Source organism: Sulfitobacter sp. PM12, assembly GCF_045586035.1.
Lineage (GTDB): Bacteria > Pseudomonadota > Alphaproteobacteria > Rhodobacterales > Rhodobacteraceae > Sulfitobacter > Sulfitobacter pontiacus.
In genome coordinates this window covers 754,073-768,000 of sequence record NZ_CP151529.1, presented here as the reverse complement: position 1 = coordinate 768,000, position 13,928 = coordinate 754,073, and the positions used below count along the sequence as shown (strand labels likewise).

Here is a 13,928-nt window from a genome sequence, read left to right as displayed (position 1 = left end):
CCTGCAAGCCTCACCGATGCCGAATACGCTCCCGCAGCCTGCCCCATTCGCCCGGCGCAAAAACAAAGCTCAGCGCGAAACCACAGGCAAAGCCCAAAAGCTCCGCCACCCACTGGGTGCCCGCGTCAAAGAACACGCCCCAGATCAGCTGCAACCCCATCAGCACGGCAATCAGGGAAAACGCGCGGTACTGCTGTTCCCCTTGCACCGCCAGCTTGCGCCACATGACAAAGGAATAGCCGCCGATCAGCCCATAGACCGACGGGTAGGCACCGACCAGCCAGACCGGATCATCCAGCACCAGCGCATAGACCACCGCGCCGAAAATGCCCGACACAAAGAAGATCGCCAGAAACGCCACCTGCCCCATCGCCTCGGCCACCATCTTGCCAAGCGCCAGCAACAGCACGCAGGCAAAGATCGCATGGGTGAACCCCAGATGGATGAAACTATAGCTCACCACCCGCGACAGGTCGCGCAGGGGGAACTGCATGTTGGCGACCATCCAGTCGAAGACATCGCCCGAAAATCCGAAGTCTCGGATCAAGGCCAGACGCCAGCCCACAGCAGCAGGACCGCCGATGATCCCGGCCTCGGCCAGCGACAGCACGACCTCTATCCCCGCCAGCGCCAGAAAAAGCAGCGTCACGGTTGCGGGCATCGGGTTCACGGGGGGGTGAAAATCTGGGTCTTCCATAGGGCCTCCTTGACGGGCATGGTGCGCATGGGTAAGCCCATCTGGCCGTAGTTTCCAGCCTTATCGGAGCATCCAATGACCGACACCCCTTTCACCCCGCGTGTGTTTTCCGGCATCCAGCCGTCGGGCGATTTGCATCTTGGAAACTACCTGGGCGCGCTCAAACGTTTCGCCGATGCGCAGGACAAGGGGGTACAGTCGATCTACTGCATGGTCGATCTGCACGCCATCACCGTCTGGCAGGACCCTGCGGACCTCAAGCGCAGCACGCGCGAGCTTTGTGCCGGTTTTATCGCGTCGGGCATCGACCCCGATAAATCCATCCTGATCAACCAAAGCCAGGTGCCCGAACACGCGCAACTGGCCTGGGTCTTCAACTGCGTGGCGCGCATGGGCTGGATGGGCCGCATGACCCAGTGGAAGGACAAGGCCGGCAAGAACGCCGAAGCCGCGTCGCTGGGGCTCTTTGCCTATCCCGCGCTGATGGCCGCCGACATCCTGATCTATCACGCGACCCATGTGCCCGTGGGCGAGGACCAGAAACAGCACCTTGAACTGACCCGCGACATCGCGGCCAAGTTCAACCATGACTACGGCGTCGATTTCTTCCCGTTGACCGAACCGGTGATCGAAGGGGCTGCAACCCGCGTCATGTCCCTGCGCGACGGGTCCAAGAAGATGTCGAAATCCGACCCTTCCGATGCCAGCCGTATCAACCTGACCGACAATGCCGACACCATCGCCAAGAAAATCCGCAAGGCCAAGACCGACGCCGATGCGCTCCCCTCCGAAGTGGACGGCCTCAAGGACCGGCCAGAGGCGCGCAATCTGGTAAATATCTTCGCCGCGCTGAACGACCAGACCGTTGAACAGGTTCTGGCCGATGTGGGCGGCCAGCAGTTCGGCACCTTCAAACCCAAACTGGCTGAGCTTGCCGTCGCCAAAATGGCCCCGATCAGCACCCGCATGGCAGAGCTGATGGCCGACGAGGCAGAGATCGACCGCATTCTGGCCCACGGTGCCACCCAAGCGCGCGAGATCACCGCGCCGATCCTCAAGAAAACCTACGAGATTGTGGGCATGGTGGGCTAAACCAGCCCGCCCCTTCACCCTTTCCCAAATACTCCTCCCACAGATCCGCCGCAGCACCACGGCTGCGGGCCTTGCCCCCATGGACAATCCTTTAGCGTTTTGCCAGCCTTCGCCCGAACCACGAAGGGGATAGACGATGACCACCGGTTTTTTCATGGATGAACGCTGCTTTTGGCACGCAGGTGGCAACTATGCCTTTACCATGCCCGTGGGCGGCTTGGTGCAGCCGCTGGCCGCGGGCGGCCTGCCGGAAAACCCCGAGACCAAACGCCGCCTGCGCAACCTGATGGAGGTCACCGGCCTGATGGCCGAACTCGACCTGCGCAGCGCAGCACCTGCATCGCGCGAGGATCTGCTGCGCGTCCATCCGGCTGCCTATCTAGACGACTTCAAGCGCCTTTCCGACGCGGGCGGTGGAGAGCTGGGGTTGCGCACCCCCTTCGCCGCCGGCGGGTTCGAGATTGCGGCGCTGTCCGCGGGCCTCTCCATCGCCGCGGTAGAGGCCGTTGCCAAAGGTGACCTCGACAATGCCTATGCGCTCAGCCGTCCACCGGGGCACCACGCGCTGCCTGATTTCCCCAACGGCTTCTGCCTGCTCGCCAATATCGCCATCGCGATCGAGGCAGCAAAGGCCAAGGGGCTGGTGCGCCGCGTTGCCGTGCTGGACTGGGATGTGCACCACGGCAATGGCACCGAGGCGATCTTTTATGACCGCGACGACGTGCTGACGATCTCGCTCCATCAAGAAGGGAATTACCCGCTTGATACCGGCGCGCTGGCGGATCGGGGCGACGGCGCGGGAGCCGGTTACAATATCAACCTGCCGATGCACGCGGGGTCGGGGCATACGGCCTATCTGCATGCGCTCGATCGCGTCGTGCTCCCCGCGCTCGACACGTATCAACCCGACATGATCATCGTCGCCTGCGGTTTCGATGCCTCCATCGTGGACCCGCTGGCGCGCATGCAGGCCACAGCGGAGACCTTTGCCGAGATGACACAGCGGATCAAAGCCGCGGCGCAAAAACTTTGCGGCGGCAAGCTGGTGCTCGTTCATGAAGGCGGCTATTCAGAGGCCTATGTTCCCTTCTGTGGCCACGCCACCATCGCAGCCCTCGCAGACAGTGACATCACAGCGCCAGATCCCCATGCGAAGAACTTTCGCATTCGCCAGCCAAGCCCCGCATTCGACGCTTTCCTGCGCGCGTCCATCGACGACATGGCGCAAGAGCTGAACCTATAAGAGAGACCCCGATGCCGACACCCAATCCCGACGCGCTGCATTTCCTGCAAACCCGCCGTTCGCGCCCCGCCAAGACCCTGACCACACCGGTCCCCGACCGCGACACGCTGACCGAGCTGTTGACCGTGGCCTCGCGCGCACCGGATCACGGGATGCTGGAGCCCTGGCGTTTTATCGTGATCGAAAAGCCCGCGATGGCGCGTCTGACCGACATCGCCGAGGCACGCGGCACCGCCCTGGCGCTCGACCCCGAGCAGATCCAGAAGGGCCGCGGGCAATTCGATCAGGGCGATCTGGCGGTTGTGGTGGTCGAGGTGCAGAAACCCTCGCCCAAGATCCCGCCGTTGGAACAGACCTATGCCGTGGGCGGGGTCTGCCTGTCGCTGGTCAATGCCGCGCTCGCCTCTGGCTGGGGCGCGAACTGGCTAAGCGGTTGGGTCAGCCACGACCGCGCCTTCATGACCGAGGCTTTCGACCTCGCGGAACACGAACGCATCGCCGGCATCATCCATATCGGCACCGAAACCTCCGCCCCGCCAGAGCGCGGGCGCCCCGACATCACGGCGATCACCACATGGCAATAGCACAGATTTGTCGCGCCTTCGGGCTGGCCGTTGGACAAGTCGGCGATCCAAGCTTTCGCCGCGTGCTGCTGCTGGGTGTCGGCTTGGCGTTGCTGCTGCTGGTCGGTGCGTCTGCGGGCTTTGTCTGGCTGATCGACTGGCTGACCGGAGAGGACAACTGGCTGCCCGTTCTGGGCGAGGTTTCGTGGCTTGACGATCTGTTCAGCTGGGGGGCAGCGCTGCTGTTGATGGTGCTGTCGGTGTTCCTGATGGTGCCCGTCGCCTCGGCCATCACGTCGATGTTTCTGGATGATGTGGCCGACGCGGTAGAGGCCGAACACTACCCCCATCTGCCCCCCGCCACCCCCGTGCCCTTTGGCGATGCGCTGCGCGACACGGTGAACTTCATGGGGGTGCTGATCGGTGTGAACGTCGTGGCGTTGGTGCTGTACCTGATGTTCGCCCCCTTCGCGCCGCTGATCTTCTGGAGCGTGAACGGTTTTTTGCTGGGACGCGAGTATTTCACGCTTGCCGCGATCCGGCGGGTGGGCCGGACCGAGGCAAAGCGTCTGCGCGGGAAACATGGCCTTACAATCTGGGCCGCCGGCGTGTTGATGGCGATTCCCCTGTCGGTGCCGCTGCTGAATCTGGTGATTCCGATCCTAGGGGCGGCGACCTTTACCCATTTGTTCCACCAATTGGTGTCGGCGCCCCGTGGAGCCACTGCTCCACATCCGCCACGGTGAACCAGCCCGACAGGATGATCCCCGCGATGATCGCCCAAAGCACGATCGACACAGCGGTCGTCCACAGCGCTTTCTTTTTAAGATGGTGATGTTCGGGGGCCCCCGCGTGGGTGCCCTCGACGATCTGGCCCAAATCCCCCTGGGTCTGCACCCGTACTGGCAGCAGGATCATAAAGACCATCGACCAGATCACGGTGAACAGAACGATACCTGACATGACGGCCATGGTTACACCTGCTCCAGCTCGACCAGCGCGCCGTTAAAGTCTTTGGGGTGCAGGAAAATCACCAGCTTGCCGTGGGCGCCGATCTTGGGTTCACCGTTGCCCAGGACACGCGCGCCGCTTTCCTTCAGGCGATCCCGCGCCGCGATGATGTCTTCGACCTCATAGCAGATGTGGTGGATGCCACCGGCGGGGTTCTTCTCCAGAAAACCGTTGATCGGGCTATCGTCCCCCAGCGGGTAAAGCAGTTCGATCTTGGTATTGGGCAGTTCGATAAAGATCACGGTGACGCCGTGGTCGGGTTCATCCTGCGCAGGACCGACATTCGCACCCAAAGCGTTGCGGTATTGATCCGCAGCGGCCTCAAGGTCCGGCACGGCGATGGCTACGTGGTTTAGGCGACCGATCATCATTCTTCTCCCTCAAATCAACATTTGACCCGGTTTATGGGCTGCCGCTGCCGCAAGAGCAATGCGTCACGTTAACACCGTATTAGCGAAGCGCGCCTAACCATAGGTCACCCACAAAGCATAACGGAGGAATCATGGATACGCTTGAACATCAGGCCCAAAGCCTGCCCGCCCCCACGGCCGACCGCCCGCTTTTGGGCCTTACCGTTCTGGTGATCGAAGACAGCCGCTTTGCCTGCGAGGCGATGCGCCTGCTCTGTCTCCGCTCTGGCGCGCGGATCAGACGGGCCGACAGCCTGCGCGCGGCGCGGCGGCATTTGCAGGTCTACCGCCCGTCGATCGTGATTGCCGATCTGGGGCTACCAGACGGAAACGGCATTGATCTGATTGCGGAACTGGCACAATCGCAGCCCCGCGTGGATGCGCTACTGGCGATTTCGGGGGAGACGCATCTGGCGGCGGATGCGCTGGCCGCAGGAGCAGACCGTTTCATGAGCAAACCGTTGCAGTCTTTGTCACAGTTTCAACAGGTCGTGCTGGCCGCCCTGCCGCAGCATCACCGTCCGCTGGGACTGTCCGTGCTTGCCGATGAAACGATCACGCCCGACACTATCGCGTTGCAGGATGACATGGCGCATATGGATGACGTTCTGTCCGGCCCCTGTACGCCTCAGACGCTGGAATATGTCGCGCAGTTTCTGACAGGCGTGGCGCGCAGCGCGCGGGACGCAGCACTGGAGCAGGCGGCGACAGCGCTGGCAGCACGCAGCACCTTGGGCCTGCCCGCGATAGAAGAACAACGGGTGATCCGATCGGTCTTGCGCCAACGGCTGATGCGGCAGATCGCGATCTAGTCGCGGGTCACGTCAGCGGGTCACTGGACACCCGCACGAGGCTGGTCAGATCGCCCAAGCGTTCGCGCTGCTTACCCTCTGCGTCAAAGTTTGCAGGGGAAAGCCACGCTTCGAAGGCTTCACGCAGGCCCGGCCATTCGGCGTCAATCGCCGCAAACCAAGCCGTATCGCGGTTGCGCCCTTTAACGACAGCCGCCTGCCGGAAGATGCCTTCGTAGCTGAAGCCCAAGCGTTGCGCTGCACGGCGTGACGGCATGTTCAGCGCGTTACACTTCCATTCATACCGACGGTATCCCGCCTCGAATGCCCATTTCATCATCAGATACATGGAATCCGTCGCCGCCCGCGTGCGCTGCAACGCGGGCCCAAAGGTGATTGACCCGACCTCTATCGATCCGGCCTCTGGCGCGATGCGCAGATAGCTTGCCACCCCTTCGATATGCCCTGTCTCTAGGTTCTTGATCGCATAGAAGAGCGGGTCGTCTTTGGTTTCGACCTCGCGCACCCAACGGTGAAACTGGGCAGAGGATGAGAACGGCCCGTCATACATATAATGCCACAGTTGATCCTGCCCTTCAAAGGCGCGGAACAGCAGGGCGGCGTGGGCCTCGGCGTTCAACGGTTCAAGCTGGGCGTAGCGGCCCGTCATCACCGTCCGCGGCGGGCGCGGCGGGACGGAAAAATCTGCAACAGGGGCACCAAGTGGGCCGGGGGGCTGGTCATCTTGTTTCATGCGCTTACGTTAAGGCCAAGCGCTGTCAGCGCCAAGACCCGAATGTCATATGACATCACCCAATCTGGAGCGCAGAAAGGTCCTGTTTTTGCCACAAACCCCTGCGAGGCTGATGGCATCCGCAACCACCAACCCACCCACGTCACCCATCCCAAGGGGCACATCATGTTCACCAAACTGCGCCGCATCTACGCCAAGGAAACCAGTTTCGACTGGACCGTCTTTGCGGCAAATGTAGTGGGTGTGGCGATCGTGGCACTGGCTTTTGCCCATGCGCGCGACTTTGGCGCGCAGACCGTGGTAGAGGTTGCGCAAGCCGGTTTCTGACCTTTGGGCGCAGGCCTGCCTGACATTGACCGCCCCCGCCCGACACCACGAGATTCAAACGAAAAAGCCCGCCTTTGGCATATCCAAGGCGGGCTTTTCTATGGGTATGTTGCAGGGCTTAGTCCTGCGGGATGACCCGCAGACCCAGTTCCATCAACTGATCCGACTGCGGCTCGCTTGGCGCGTTCATCATCAGATCTTCGGCGCGCTGGTTCATCGGGAAGAGGATCACCTCGCGGATGTTCGCCTCTTCCGCCAGCAACATGACGATCCGGTCGATACCGGCGGCACAACCACCGTGGGGCGGGGCACCGTATTGGAACGCGTTCACCATGCCGCCAAAGCGTTTTTCGACTTCGTCCTTGCCGTAGCCTGCGATCTCGAACGCCTTGAACATGATCTCGGGCTTGTGGTTCCGGATGGCACCGGACACCAGTTCGTAGCCGTTGCACGCAAGGTCATACTGATAGCCAAGCACTTCAAGCGGGTCGCCCATCAGCGCGTCCATCCCGCCCTGCGGCATGGAGAACGGGTTGTGTTCAAAGTCGATCTTGCCGGTTTCTTCGTCTTTCTCGTAGATCGGGAAATCGACGATCCAGGCAAAGGCGAAACGGTTTTCGTCCGTCAGACCCAATTCGGCACCGATAACGTTACGGGCACGGCCCGCGACACCTTCGAAGGACTTGGGCTTGCCGCCAAGGAAGAACGCCGCATCGCCCACGTCCAGCCCCAATTGCTGGCGGATCGCTTCGGTACGCTCTGGCCCGATGTTCTTGGCCAGCGGGCCCGCTGCTTCCATGCCGCCTTCGACCTCACCGGCTTTCAGCTTGGCTTGGGCTTCTTTCACCGTGATGCCCAGCTCCTGTGCCACGCTGTCGGCGGTTTTCTCGCGCCAGAAGATATAGCCCATGCCGGGCAGCCCTTCTTTTTGCGCAAAGGCGTTCATGCGGTCGCAGAACTTGCGGCTCCCGCCTGTGGGCGCGGGAATGGCGCGGATTTCGGTGCCTTCCTGCTCCAGCAGTTTCGCGAAGATCGCAAAGCCGGAGTCGCGGAAATGGTCGGACACGACCTGCATCTTGATCGGGTTGCGCAGGTCGGGCTTGTCAGAGCCATACCACAGCGCCGCATCTTTATAAGAGATTTGCGGCCATTCCTGATCCACAGCCTTGCCGCCGCCGAATTCTTCGAAAATGCCGGTCAGCACGGGCTGGATGGTGTCGAACACGTCTTGCTGTTCGACAAAGGACATCTCGAGGTCGAGCTGGTAGAAATCGGTGGGCGACCGGTCAGCGCGCGGATCTTCGTCCCGGAAACACGGCGCGATCTGGAAATACTTGTCAAAGCCGGACACCATCAGCAGCTGTTTGAACTGTTGCGGGGCCTGCGGCAAAGCGTAGAACTTGCCCGGGTGCAGACGCGATGGCACGAGGAAGTCGCGCGCCCCTTCGGGGGAAGACGCGGTGATGATCGGCGTCTGGAATTCTTTGAAGTTCTGGTCCCACATGCGCTTGCGGATCGACGACACAACATCGGACCGCAGCACCATGTTGTCCTGCATTTTTTCGCGACGCAGATCGAGGTAGCGATAGCGTAGGCGAGTTTCCTCGGGATATTCCTGATCGCCAAAAACCTGCAAAGGCAGTTCTTTCGCGGGCCCCAGCACTTCGATGTCGCGCACGAAAACTTCGATCTCGCCGGTGGGGATCTTGGTGTTGACCAGATCGGCGTCGCGGGCCTTTACCTCGCCATCGATGCGGATACACCATTCGGACCGCACCTTTTCCACCTCGGCAAAGACGGGGGAATCAGGGTCGCACAGCACTTGGGTCATGCCGTAATGGTCGCGCAGGTCGATAAACAGGATACCACCGTGGTCGCGCACACGGTGCACCCACCCGGACAGGCGAACCTTGTCGCCAACGTTTTCCTTGCTCAGATCGGCGCATGTATGGCTGCGATATGCGTGCATGACGGGTCCCTTTCGAGGGCTAGAACTGTTCGGGGCAGGTACACCGTTTGGGGCCGCGGAAGTCAAGAGTTTCCCGTAAAAACGGCACAAACCGCGGGTAAAACCCCCGCGTTAAACCATAGGGCTGAAAATAGATGGGCCGCCTGCTCCTCCCAAAGCAGACGGCCCTTCCCGCGCGACGTTGATGATCCTCTTACAGGACCAGTACATCAAGCGGCGGAAACCCGTTAAAGCCGACCGAACTGTACGAGCTTGTGTAAGCGCCGCAGTTCTTGATCATGATTTTGTCACCGTCCCTTAGGTCAAGTGGAAGGTCAACCGGATTTTTTTCATAAAGCACATCGGCACTGTCGCAGGACGGGCCGGCAAGCACACAGGGGCCGACGGGCTTGCCGTCGTGCGGGGTCACAAACTGATAGCGGATCGCCTCGCCCTCGGTTTCGGCCAGACCGGAAAAACGCCCGATATCCAGATAGACCCAACGGCGCGCCGCCTCTGCCGATTTGCGCGACACCAGCAACACTTCGGCCGCGATATGCCCTGCCTCTGCGACCATGCCGCGGCCCGGCTCTGCCATCAGGACCGGAATCTCGCCAAAGCGTTCTTTGACGGCAGCAACGACTGCGGCGGCATAGCCGCGCGGCGCATCCACCGGATCACCGTGATAGGCAGGAAAACCGCCGCCGATGTTCAGCAGTTGCAGGTCGTGCCCTGCTTCTTTCGCAGCGTGCCATAGCGGGGCGACCTGATCCAGAACGGGGTGCCAGTATTCGGCGCGACGGGTTTGCGACCCGACGTGAAACGACAGACCATAAGGCACGAGACCCACGGATTTGGTGTACTCCAGCAGGCTTGGCAGCAGCGAGCCCGCGCAGCCGAACTTGCGGGTCAGCGGCCAGTCCGCCATGGAATTCTCGACGATCAGACGGATATAGACGCGCGCGCCGGGGGCGTGCTCTGCGATTTTGTCGAGCTCTGCCTCGCAGTCGGCGGCGAACATGGTCACCCCGATGGAATGGGCAAAGGCGATATCAACGCCGCGTTTGATGGTGTTGCCGAAAGAGATTTTCGCAGGATCCGCCCCTTGAGACAGACACAGCTCGATCTCCTGACGCGACGCCGCATCAAAGCCCGAGCCGCGTTCGACCAGCATACGAATGATCTCGGGGGCGGGGTTCGCCTTTACCGCATAGTGGATTCGTGCATCGCCCAGACCGGCTTGCAGCGCGTCGTATTGTACACCCACACGGGCGCGGCTGACGACGAGAGTCGGTTTGTCGAAGCTGTTGTTCCAGATGTAATCAGCCGCTTCGTCATAGTTCGATGCTGCGGATGTGTTCACGGTGGCGGTAGCTGTGGCGTTCATGGTCATCTCCAAAGAGCAAGGAAGGGCGGGAGTACCCTAACATGTCGTTTCAAGAGACGTTACCGTCGCTGCATAGGCGCGGGGTCAATCCGCGGACAGACGGACCGGCCAGAGGCGCGTGCGTTGGCGTCTGTAAGCGCGCATTTACGCTGTTTTCAGATTCGCGCAAGTGGCAAAATACTTGATACGACAATTCGTTTTTCAAGGAGGCACGCAAAGCGCTGCGTACCGGTGAGCGGTGACGGATCGGGGCTATTTCTCCCAATCCGTGCCGATGGCTTCGCGGTCCTTTTCGCGTTCTTCGGCTGCCATTTCCCGCACCTCGGCGCGCTCTTCGGCGTCGCTTTGTTCGGGCGTGGAATTCGACTGTGGCTTCTCTGTCAGGGCAAGCGAGAACAGGATCGGGAAGTGGTCGGACCCGATATTGGGCAAGCGCGACATACGGATCAGGCGGAACTCTGCATCGTGGAACAGATGATCAAGCGGCCAGCGCATGACGGCAATACCCGCGTGAAACGTGTTATAGAAGCCACGTCCGACCCGTGGATCAAGCAGCCCCGACAGCCGCTGAAACCGACGGGTGGTGGTGGACCAGGCAACGTCGTTCAGATCACCTGTCACGATCGCGGGCAGATCGTCCTTGCTGGCTTCGATGCCGACCAGCGCGATCTCTCCGTCGCGGCCCTTGGTGTCGTGATAGGGCACGGGTGGTTCGGGGTGCACGATATACAAACGCCACATCCGCCCTGACGGCATCGCGACCTTGGTCCGGATCGACGGTACATCATCAACCAGCAGGTCCCGCACCTGCGTCTCTGACGGCTCCATCTTGGACATCATGACCACGCCATAGGAGTTATCCTTGGGCACTTTCACCCAATGGGGATACTGGTCTTTCAGCGCGTCATAGAGCGCATCGACCCAGTCTGGGTCCACCTCAAGCGCGGCGGCGATGTCGGGGTCTTCGGTGCGGATCAGGTCGATCAGACGCTGATACTGGCGATTGGATTGTTTCACGTTTGACGCGAGGATGGTGACACGGTTTTCCGCATCGGCGGCCTGTGCCTCGGTCGCATCCACCGATTGGCGCGGCCAGAGCGGCGTGAATTTCAGGATGTAGCCCGTGTGGATTGCCGCAATCACAGCGAGGATCGCCAGCGCCGGGTTGCGATGGTCGGGCTCAAGAAACACCAGCGCCACGGCAGCCAGCGCGACGGTCAACACGAACAGCTGCTCACGGGGGAACGCCATCCCCCGGATCGCGCCGTGCGGTATCTTGCTAAAGGGAAGCACGCTGATCGCAGCAACGAGTGCGACAACGCCCCAAAACAGACCGAGTAGTATCGTCGCCAGCATGCATGCCCCCTACGTCAAAAAAGGGGCGCAGAGCGGTTGCCCTGCACCCCTAGCTCAACACAAGGTTAAGCGGATTTGTTCCGAAGCCGCCAGATGGGCGGAACCGAATTACTTGTCGTCGTCTTCATCCGCGTCGGAACCGCCCTCGGGCAGCTTGAAGAAACTGTCGGCGTCAGAATAGTCGCCGTGGTCTTTTTCTTCGTCATCCGCAGGGTTGCCGGACAGGGTGAACGTTTCCAGACCTTCGATAGAGGTCGGCATCTTCGGTTCCGTATCCATGCCAAGCGATTGTTCGGTGCTGACCAAACGGCGGCGTTCGTCATCGGTCATCAAACCACCTTCGGCGGCTTTCTTGGCAGCGGCTTTCTGGACGGCAGCGTCCAGTTCGGACTGTTTGCACAGCCCCAAAGCCACGGGATCGATCGGTTGGATGTTCGCAATGTTCCAGTGCGTCCGCTCGCGGATCGCCTGAATGGTTGGCTTGGTAGTGCCGACCAGCTTGCTGACCTGACCGTCGGAGAGTTCGGGGTGGAACTTGACCAGCCAGTAGATCGACGCGGGGCGGTCCTGACGTTTGGACAGCGGCGTATAGCGCGGGCCGCGACGTTTCTCTTCGCCTTGGGCTGACGCGTTGAACTTGAGCTTGAGCTTGTGCAGCGGGTTCGCCTGCCCTTTTTCGATCTCTTCTTCAGTCAGCTGGTTGTTGGCAATCGGGTCAAAGCCCTTCACGCCTTGCGCCACGTCACCATCCGCGATGCCCTGCACTTCAAGCTCGTGCATTTCCACGAAATCCGCGATCTGTTTGAAGCTCAAGGTTGTGTTGTCCACCAGCCATACGGCAGTGGCGCGGGCCATAATCGGTTTTGCCATGTCGGTCTCTCCTTAAAACGCACTTTCCCCGTCGCCTGAAATAGGCTGTCCTGCGGGGCAGAACGGTTTCCATTGTGGGGGAACTTGAACGCCTTATACTCGGACCGGCAAAATAAGGAAAGACCCCAATGCGATTGCTGATCCTCTGCCTGTGTCTGTTGCTGGCCGCGATGCCCCGCCCCGCGGCGGCCAAGGGCGAAATTGCAGGGGAATTCGACTATTACGTGCTGGCGCTCAGCTGGTCGCCCAACTGGTGCGCGCTGGAAGGCGATGCGCGCGATTCCGCGCAATGCGACGCGCGCCACGATCACGGCTGGATCATGCACGGGCTTTGGCCGCAGCTGCATCGGGGGTTTCCCTCCTACTGCCGCACCGCCGAACGGCCCCCCACCCCTAGCATGACCGCCGCCATGGCTGACATTATGGGAACGCCCGGTCTGGCGTGGCATCAATGGAAGAAACACGGCAGCTGTACCGGCCTGCCCGCCACCGGATATTTCGATCTGTCGCGTCAGGCCTATGATGCCGTGACCCGCCCTGCGGTCTTTCGCAAGGTCACGGGCGACATCCGCCTGCCCGCCTCGGTGGTGGAGGAAGCGTTTCTGAAAGCAAACCCGACGCTGGAGGCCGATGGCGTTACCGTCACCTGCAAAAGCGGCTACATTCAAGAAGTGCGTCTATGCCTGTCAAAAACGCTGGAGCCGGTGCCTTGCGGGCGCGACGTGATCAAGGATTGCACGCTGGACGACGCGCTGTTTACCCCGATCAGATAAACCCGGCACTGCGGGCGATCATTGCGGCGTCGGTGCGGTTGCGGGCGTCCAGCTTGCGGCACAGCGTTTTGACGTGCAGCTTGATCGTGACCTCTTGCAACTCTAGGTCGCGGGCGATTTCCTTGTTCGATTTCGCCTCCATCAAGCCGCGCAGAACCTGACGCTCCCGCTCTGACAGGGCCTTTTCAAAGTCGGTTTCTTCGGGATCGTCCTTGCCAGACATAAAGTTGACGGGCGCGTAAATCTCGCCCGCGGCCATAAAGCGGACCGCGTTGACCAGTGATTTCGCAGGCAGCGTCTTGGGCAGGAAACCGATCGCGCCCATGGCCAGCGCCTGTTCCGCGATCAACCGCGTTGCCGTGCCCGAAATCAGACCGACAGGCTTTTCCTCGTTGGCTTTCATGACCTTAGGCAGCGCCTCAAGCCCCTTCATGCCGGGCATCGTATAGTCGAGCAGTACCAGATCAAACGGCCCCTCTGCCTCTATCTTGGCCATCGCTTCGGGCAGGTCGCTTGCTGCAACCGTCTCTGTCTCGCCATCGGCGTCCAGAAACATTGCAATCGTTTCGCGGACCATATCGTGGTCGTCCGCAATCAGTATCCGTAATGCCATAAGTTCTTTCCTTCCCTCGCCACCACCTCAATGCTGCTTAAGTAGTCGTAGACCAACTTATGGGCGAATAATAGCACACATGAGGATAGGATA

Annotated in this window: 16 protein-coding genes; 7 read left to right on the top strand and 9 right to left on the bottom strand. The window is 60.9% G+C overall.

Translation table 11 applies throughout. From position 1 onward, the window contains the following. Positions 1 to 10 precede the first annotated feature (10 nt). Positions 11 to 697 (bottom strand): rhomboid family intramembrane serine protease, encoded by a 687-nt coding sequence (locus AADW22_RS03675; RefSeq protein ID WP_005851267.1) that lies wholly within the window; start codon positions 695 to 697, stop codon positions 11 to 13. A gap of 75 nt (positions 698 to 772) precedes the next feature. On the opposite strand from AADW22_RS03675, the gene trpS reads away from it, so the two are divergent. From trpS to AADW22_RS03655, 4 genes are all read left to right on the top strand, one after another. After that, the gene (trpS, locus tag AADW22_RS03670) at positions 773 to 1,789 is read left to right on the top strand and encodes a tryptophan--tRNA ligase (RefSeq protein ID WP_243251136.1); all 1,017 of its coding nucleotides are present in this window, start codon (positions 773 to 775) and stop codon (positions 1,787 to 1,789) included. Positions 1,790 to 1,925: 136 nt separating this feature from the next. Beyond that, positions 1,926 to 3,032: a class II histone deacetylase gene (locus AADW22_RS03665; RefSeq protein WP_407474281.1), complete on the top strand. Its 1,107-nt coding sequence runs from the start codon at positions 1,926 to 1,928 to the stop codon at positions 3,030 to 3,032. An 11-nt stretch (positions 3,033 to 3,043) separates the two neighbouring features. Continuing rightward, positions 3,044 to 3,616 carry a nitroreductase gene (locus tag AADW22_RS03660; protein ID WP_407474280.1) on the top strand — a complete coding sequence of 191 codons (573 nt, stop codon included), beginning with the start codon at positions 3,044 to 3,046 and terminating at the stop codon, positions 3,614 to 3,616. Next, positions 3,607 to 4,341, top strand: a complete 735-nt coding sequence (locus AADW22_RS03655; protein WP_407474279.1) for an EI24 domain-containing protein — start codon at positions 3,607 to 3,609, stop codon at positions 4,339 to 4,341. The genes AADW22_RS03660 and AADW22_RS03655 overlap by 10 nt, the downstream gene beginning before the upstream one ends. On the opposite strand, the gene AADW22_RS03650 is transcribed toward AADW22_RS03655, so the two are convergent. Then, positions 4,274 to 4,567 (bottom strand): DUF1467 family protein, encoded by a 294-nt coding sequence (locus tag AADW22_RS03650; protein WP_005851259.1) that lies wholly within the window; start codon positions 4,565 to 4,567, stop codon positions 4,274 to 4,276. The genes AADW22_RS03655 and AADW22_RS03650 overlap by 68 nt on opposite strands. A gap of 2 nt (positions 4,568 to 4,569) precedes the next feature. Then, positions 4,570 to 4,974, bottom strand: coding sequence for a methylmalonyl-CoA epimerase (mce, locus tag AADW22_RS03645; protein WP_407474278.1), 405 nt, complete (start codon positions 4,972 to 4,974; stop codon positions 4,570 to 4,572). Positions 4,975 to 5,108: 134 nt separating this feature from the next. On the opposite strand from mce, the gene AADW22_RS03640 reads away from it, so the two are divergent. Continuing rightward, complete coding sequence (locus AADW22_RS03640; RefSeq protein ID WP_184583278.1) at positions 5,109 to 5,828, top strand: response regulator; 720 nt, start codon at positions 5,109 to 5,111, stop codon at positions 5,826 to 5,828. Between the two features lie 7 nt (positions 5,829 to 5,835). On the opposite strand, the gene AADW22_RS03635 is transcribed toward AADW22_RS03640, so the two are convergent. After that, the gene (locus AADW22_RS03635; RefSeq protein WP_407474277.1) at positions 5,836 to 6,561 is read right to left on the bottom strand and encodes a GNAT family N-acetyltransferase; all 726 of its coding nucleotides are present in this window, start codon (positions 6,559 to 6,561) and stop codon (positions 5,836 to 5,838) included. Between the two features lie 165 nt (positions 6,562 to 6,726). On the opposite strand from AADW22_RS03635, the gene AADW22_RS03630 reads away from it, so the two are divergent. Beyond that, positions 6,727 to 6,888 (top strand): hypothetical protein, encoded by a 162-nt coding sequence (locus tag AADW22_RS03630; RefSeq protein WP_235602514.1) that lies wholly within the window; start codon positions 6,727 to 6,729, stop codon positions 6,886 to 6,888. A gap of 118 nt (positions 6,889 to 7,006) precedes the next feature. Here AADW22_RS03630 and aspS read toward each other — a convergent pair whose 3' ends face one another. The 4 genes from aspS to AADW22_RS03610 form a co-directional block, all read right to left on the bottom strand. Continuing rightward, a complete protein-coding gene (gene aspS, locus AADW22_RS03625) occupies positions 7,007 to 8,857 on the bottom strand; it encodes an aspartate--tRNA ligase (protein WP_037943121.1) in 1,851 nt (616 codons plus the stop codon). 193 nt (positions 8,858 to 9,050) lie between these two features. After that, positions 9,051 to 10,229, bottom strand: a complete 1,179-nt coding sequence (locus AADW22_RS03620) for a type III PLP-dependent enzyme (protein WP_340287550.1) — start codon at positions 10,227 to 10,229, stop codon at positions 9,051 to 9,053. Between the two features lie 246 nt (positions 10,230 to 10,475). After that, on the bottom strand, positions 10,476 to 11,579 hold the full coding sequence (locus AADW22_RS03615; protein WP_407474276.1) for an endonuclease/exonuclease/phosphatase family protein: 1,104 nt from the start codon (positions 11,577 to 11,579) through the stop codon (positions 10,476 to 10,478). Between the two features lie 108 nt (positions 11,580 to 11,687). Then, positions 11,688 to 12,449 (bottom strand): DUF1013 domain-containing protein, encoded by a 762-nt coding sequence (locus AADW22_RS03610; protein ID WP_009825939.1) that lies wholly within the window; start codon positions 12,447 to 12,449, stop codon positions 11,688 to 11,690. 128 nt (positions 12,450 to 12,577) lie between these two features. On the opposite strand from AADW22_RS03610, the gene AADW22_RS03605 reads away from it, so the two are divergent. Then, complete coding sequence (locus AADW22_RS03605) at positions 12,578 to 13,222, top strand: ribonuclease T2 family protein (RefSeq protein WP_407474275.1); 645 nt, start codon at positions 12,578 to 12,580, stop codon at positions 13,220 to 13,222. Here AADW22_RS03605 and AADW22_RS03600 read toward each other — a convergent pair. Further along, positions 13,215 to 13,835, bottom strand: a complete 621-nt coding sequence (locus AADW22_RS03600) for a response regulator (RefSeq protein ID WP_064216337.1) — start codon at positions 13,833 to 13,835, stop codon at positions 13,215 to 13,217. The genes AADW22_RS03605 and AADW22_RS03600 overlap by 8 nt on opposite strands. Between the last annotated feature and the right edge of the window lie 93 nt (positions 13,836 to 13,928).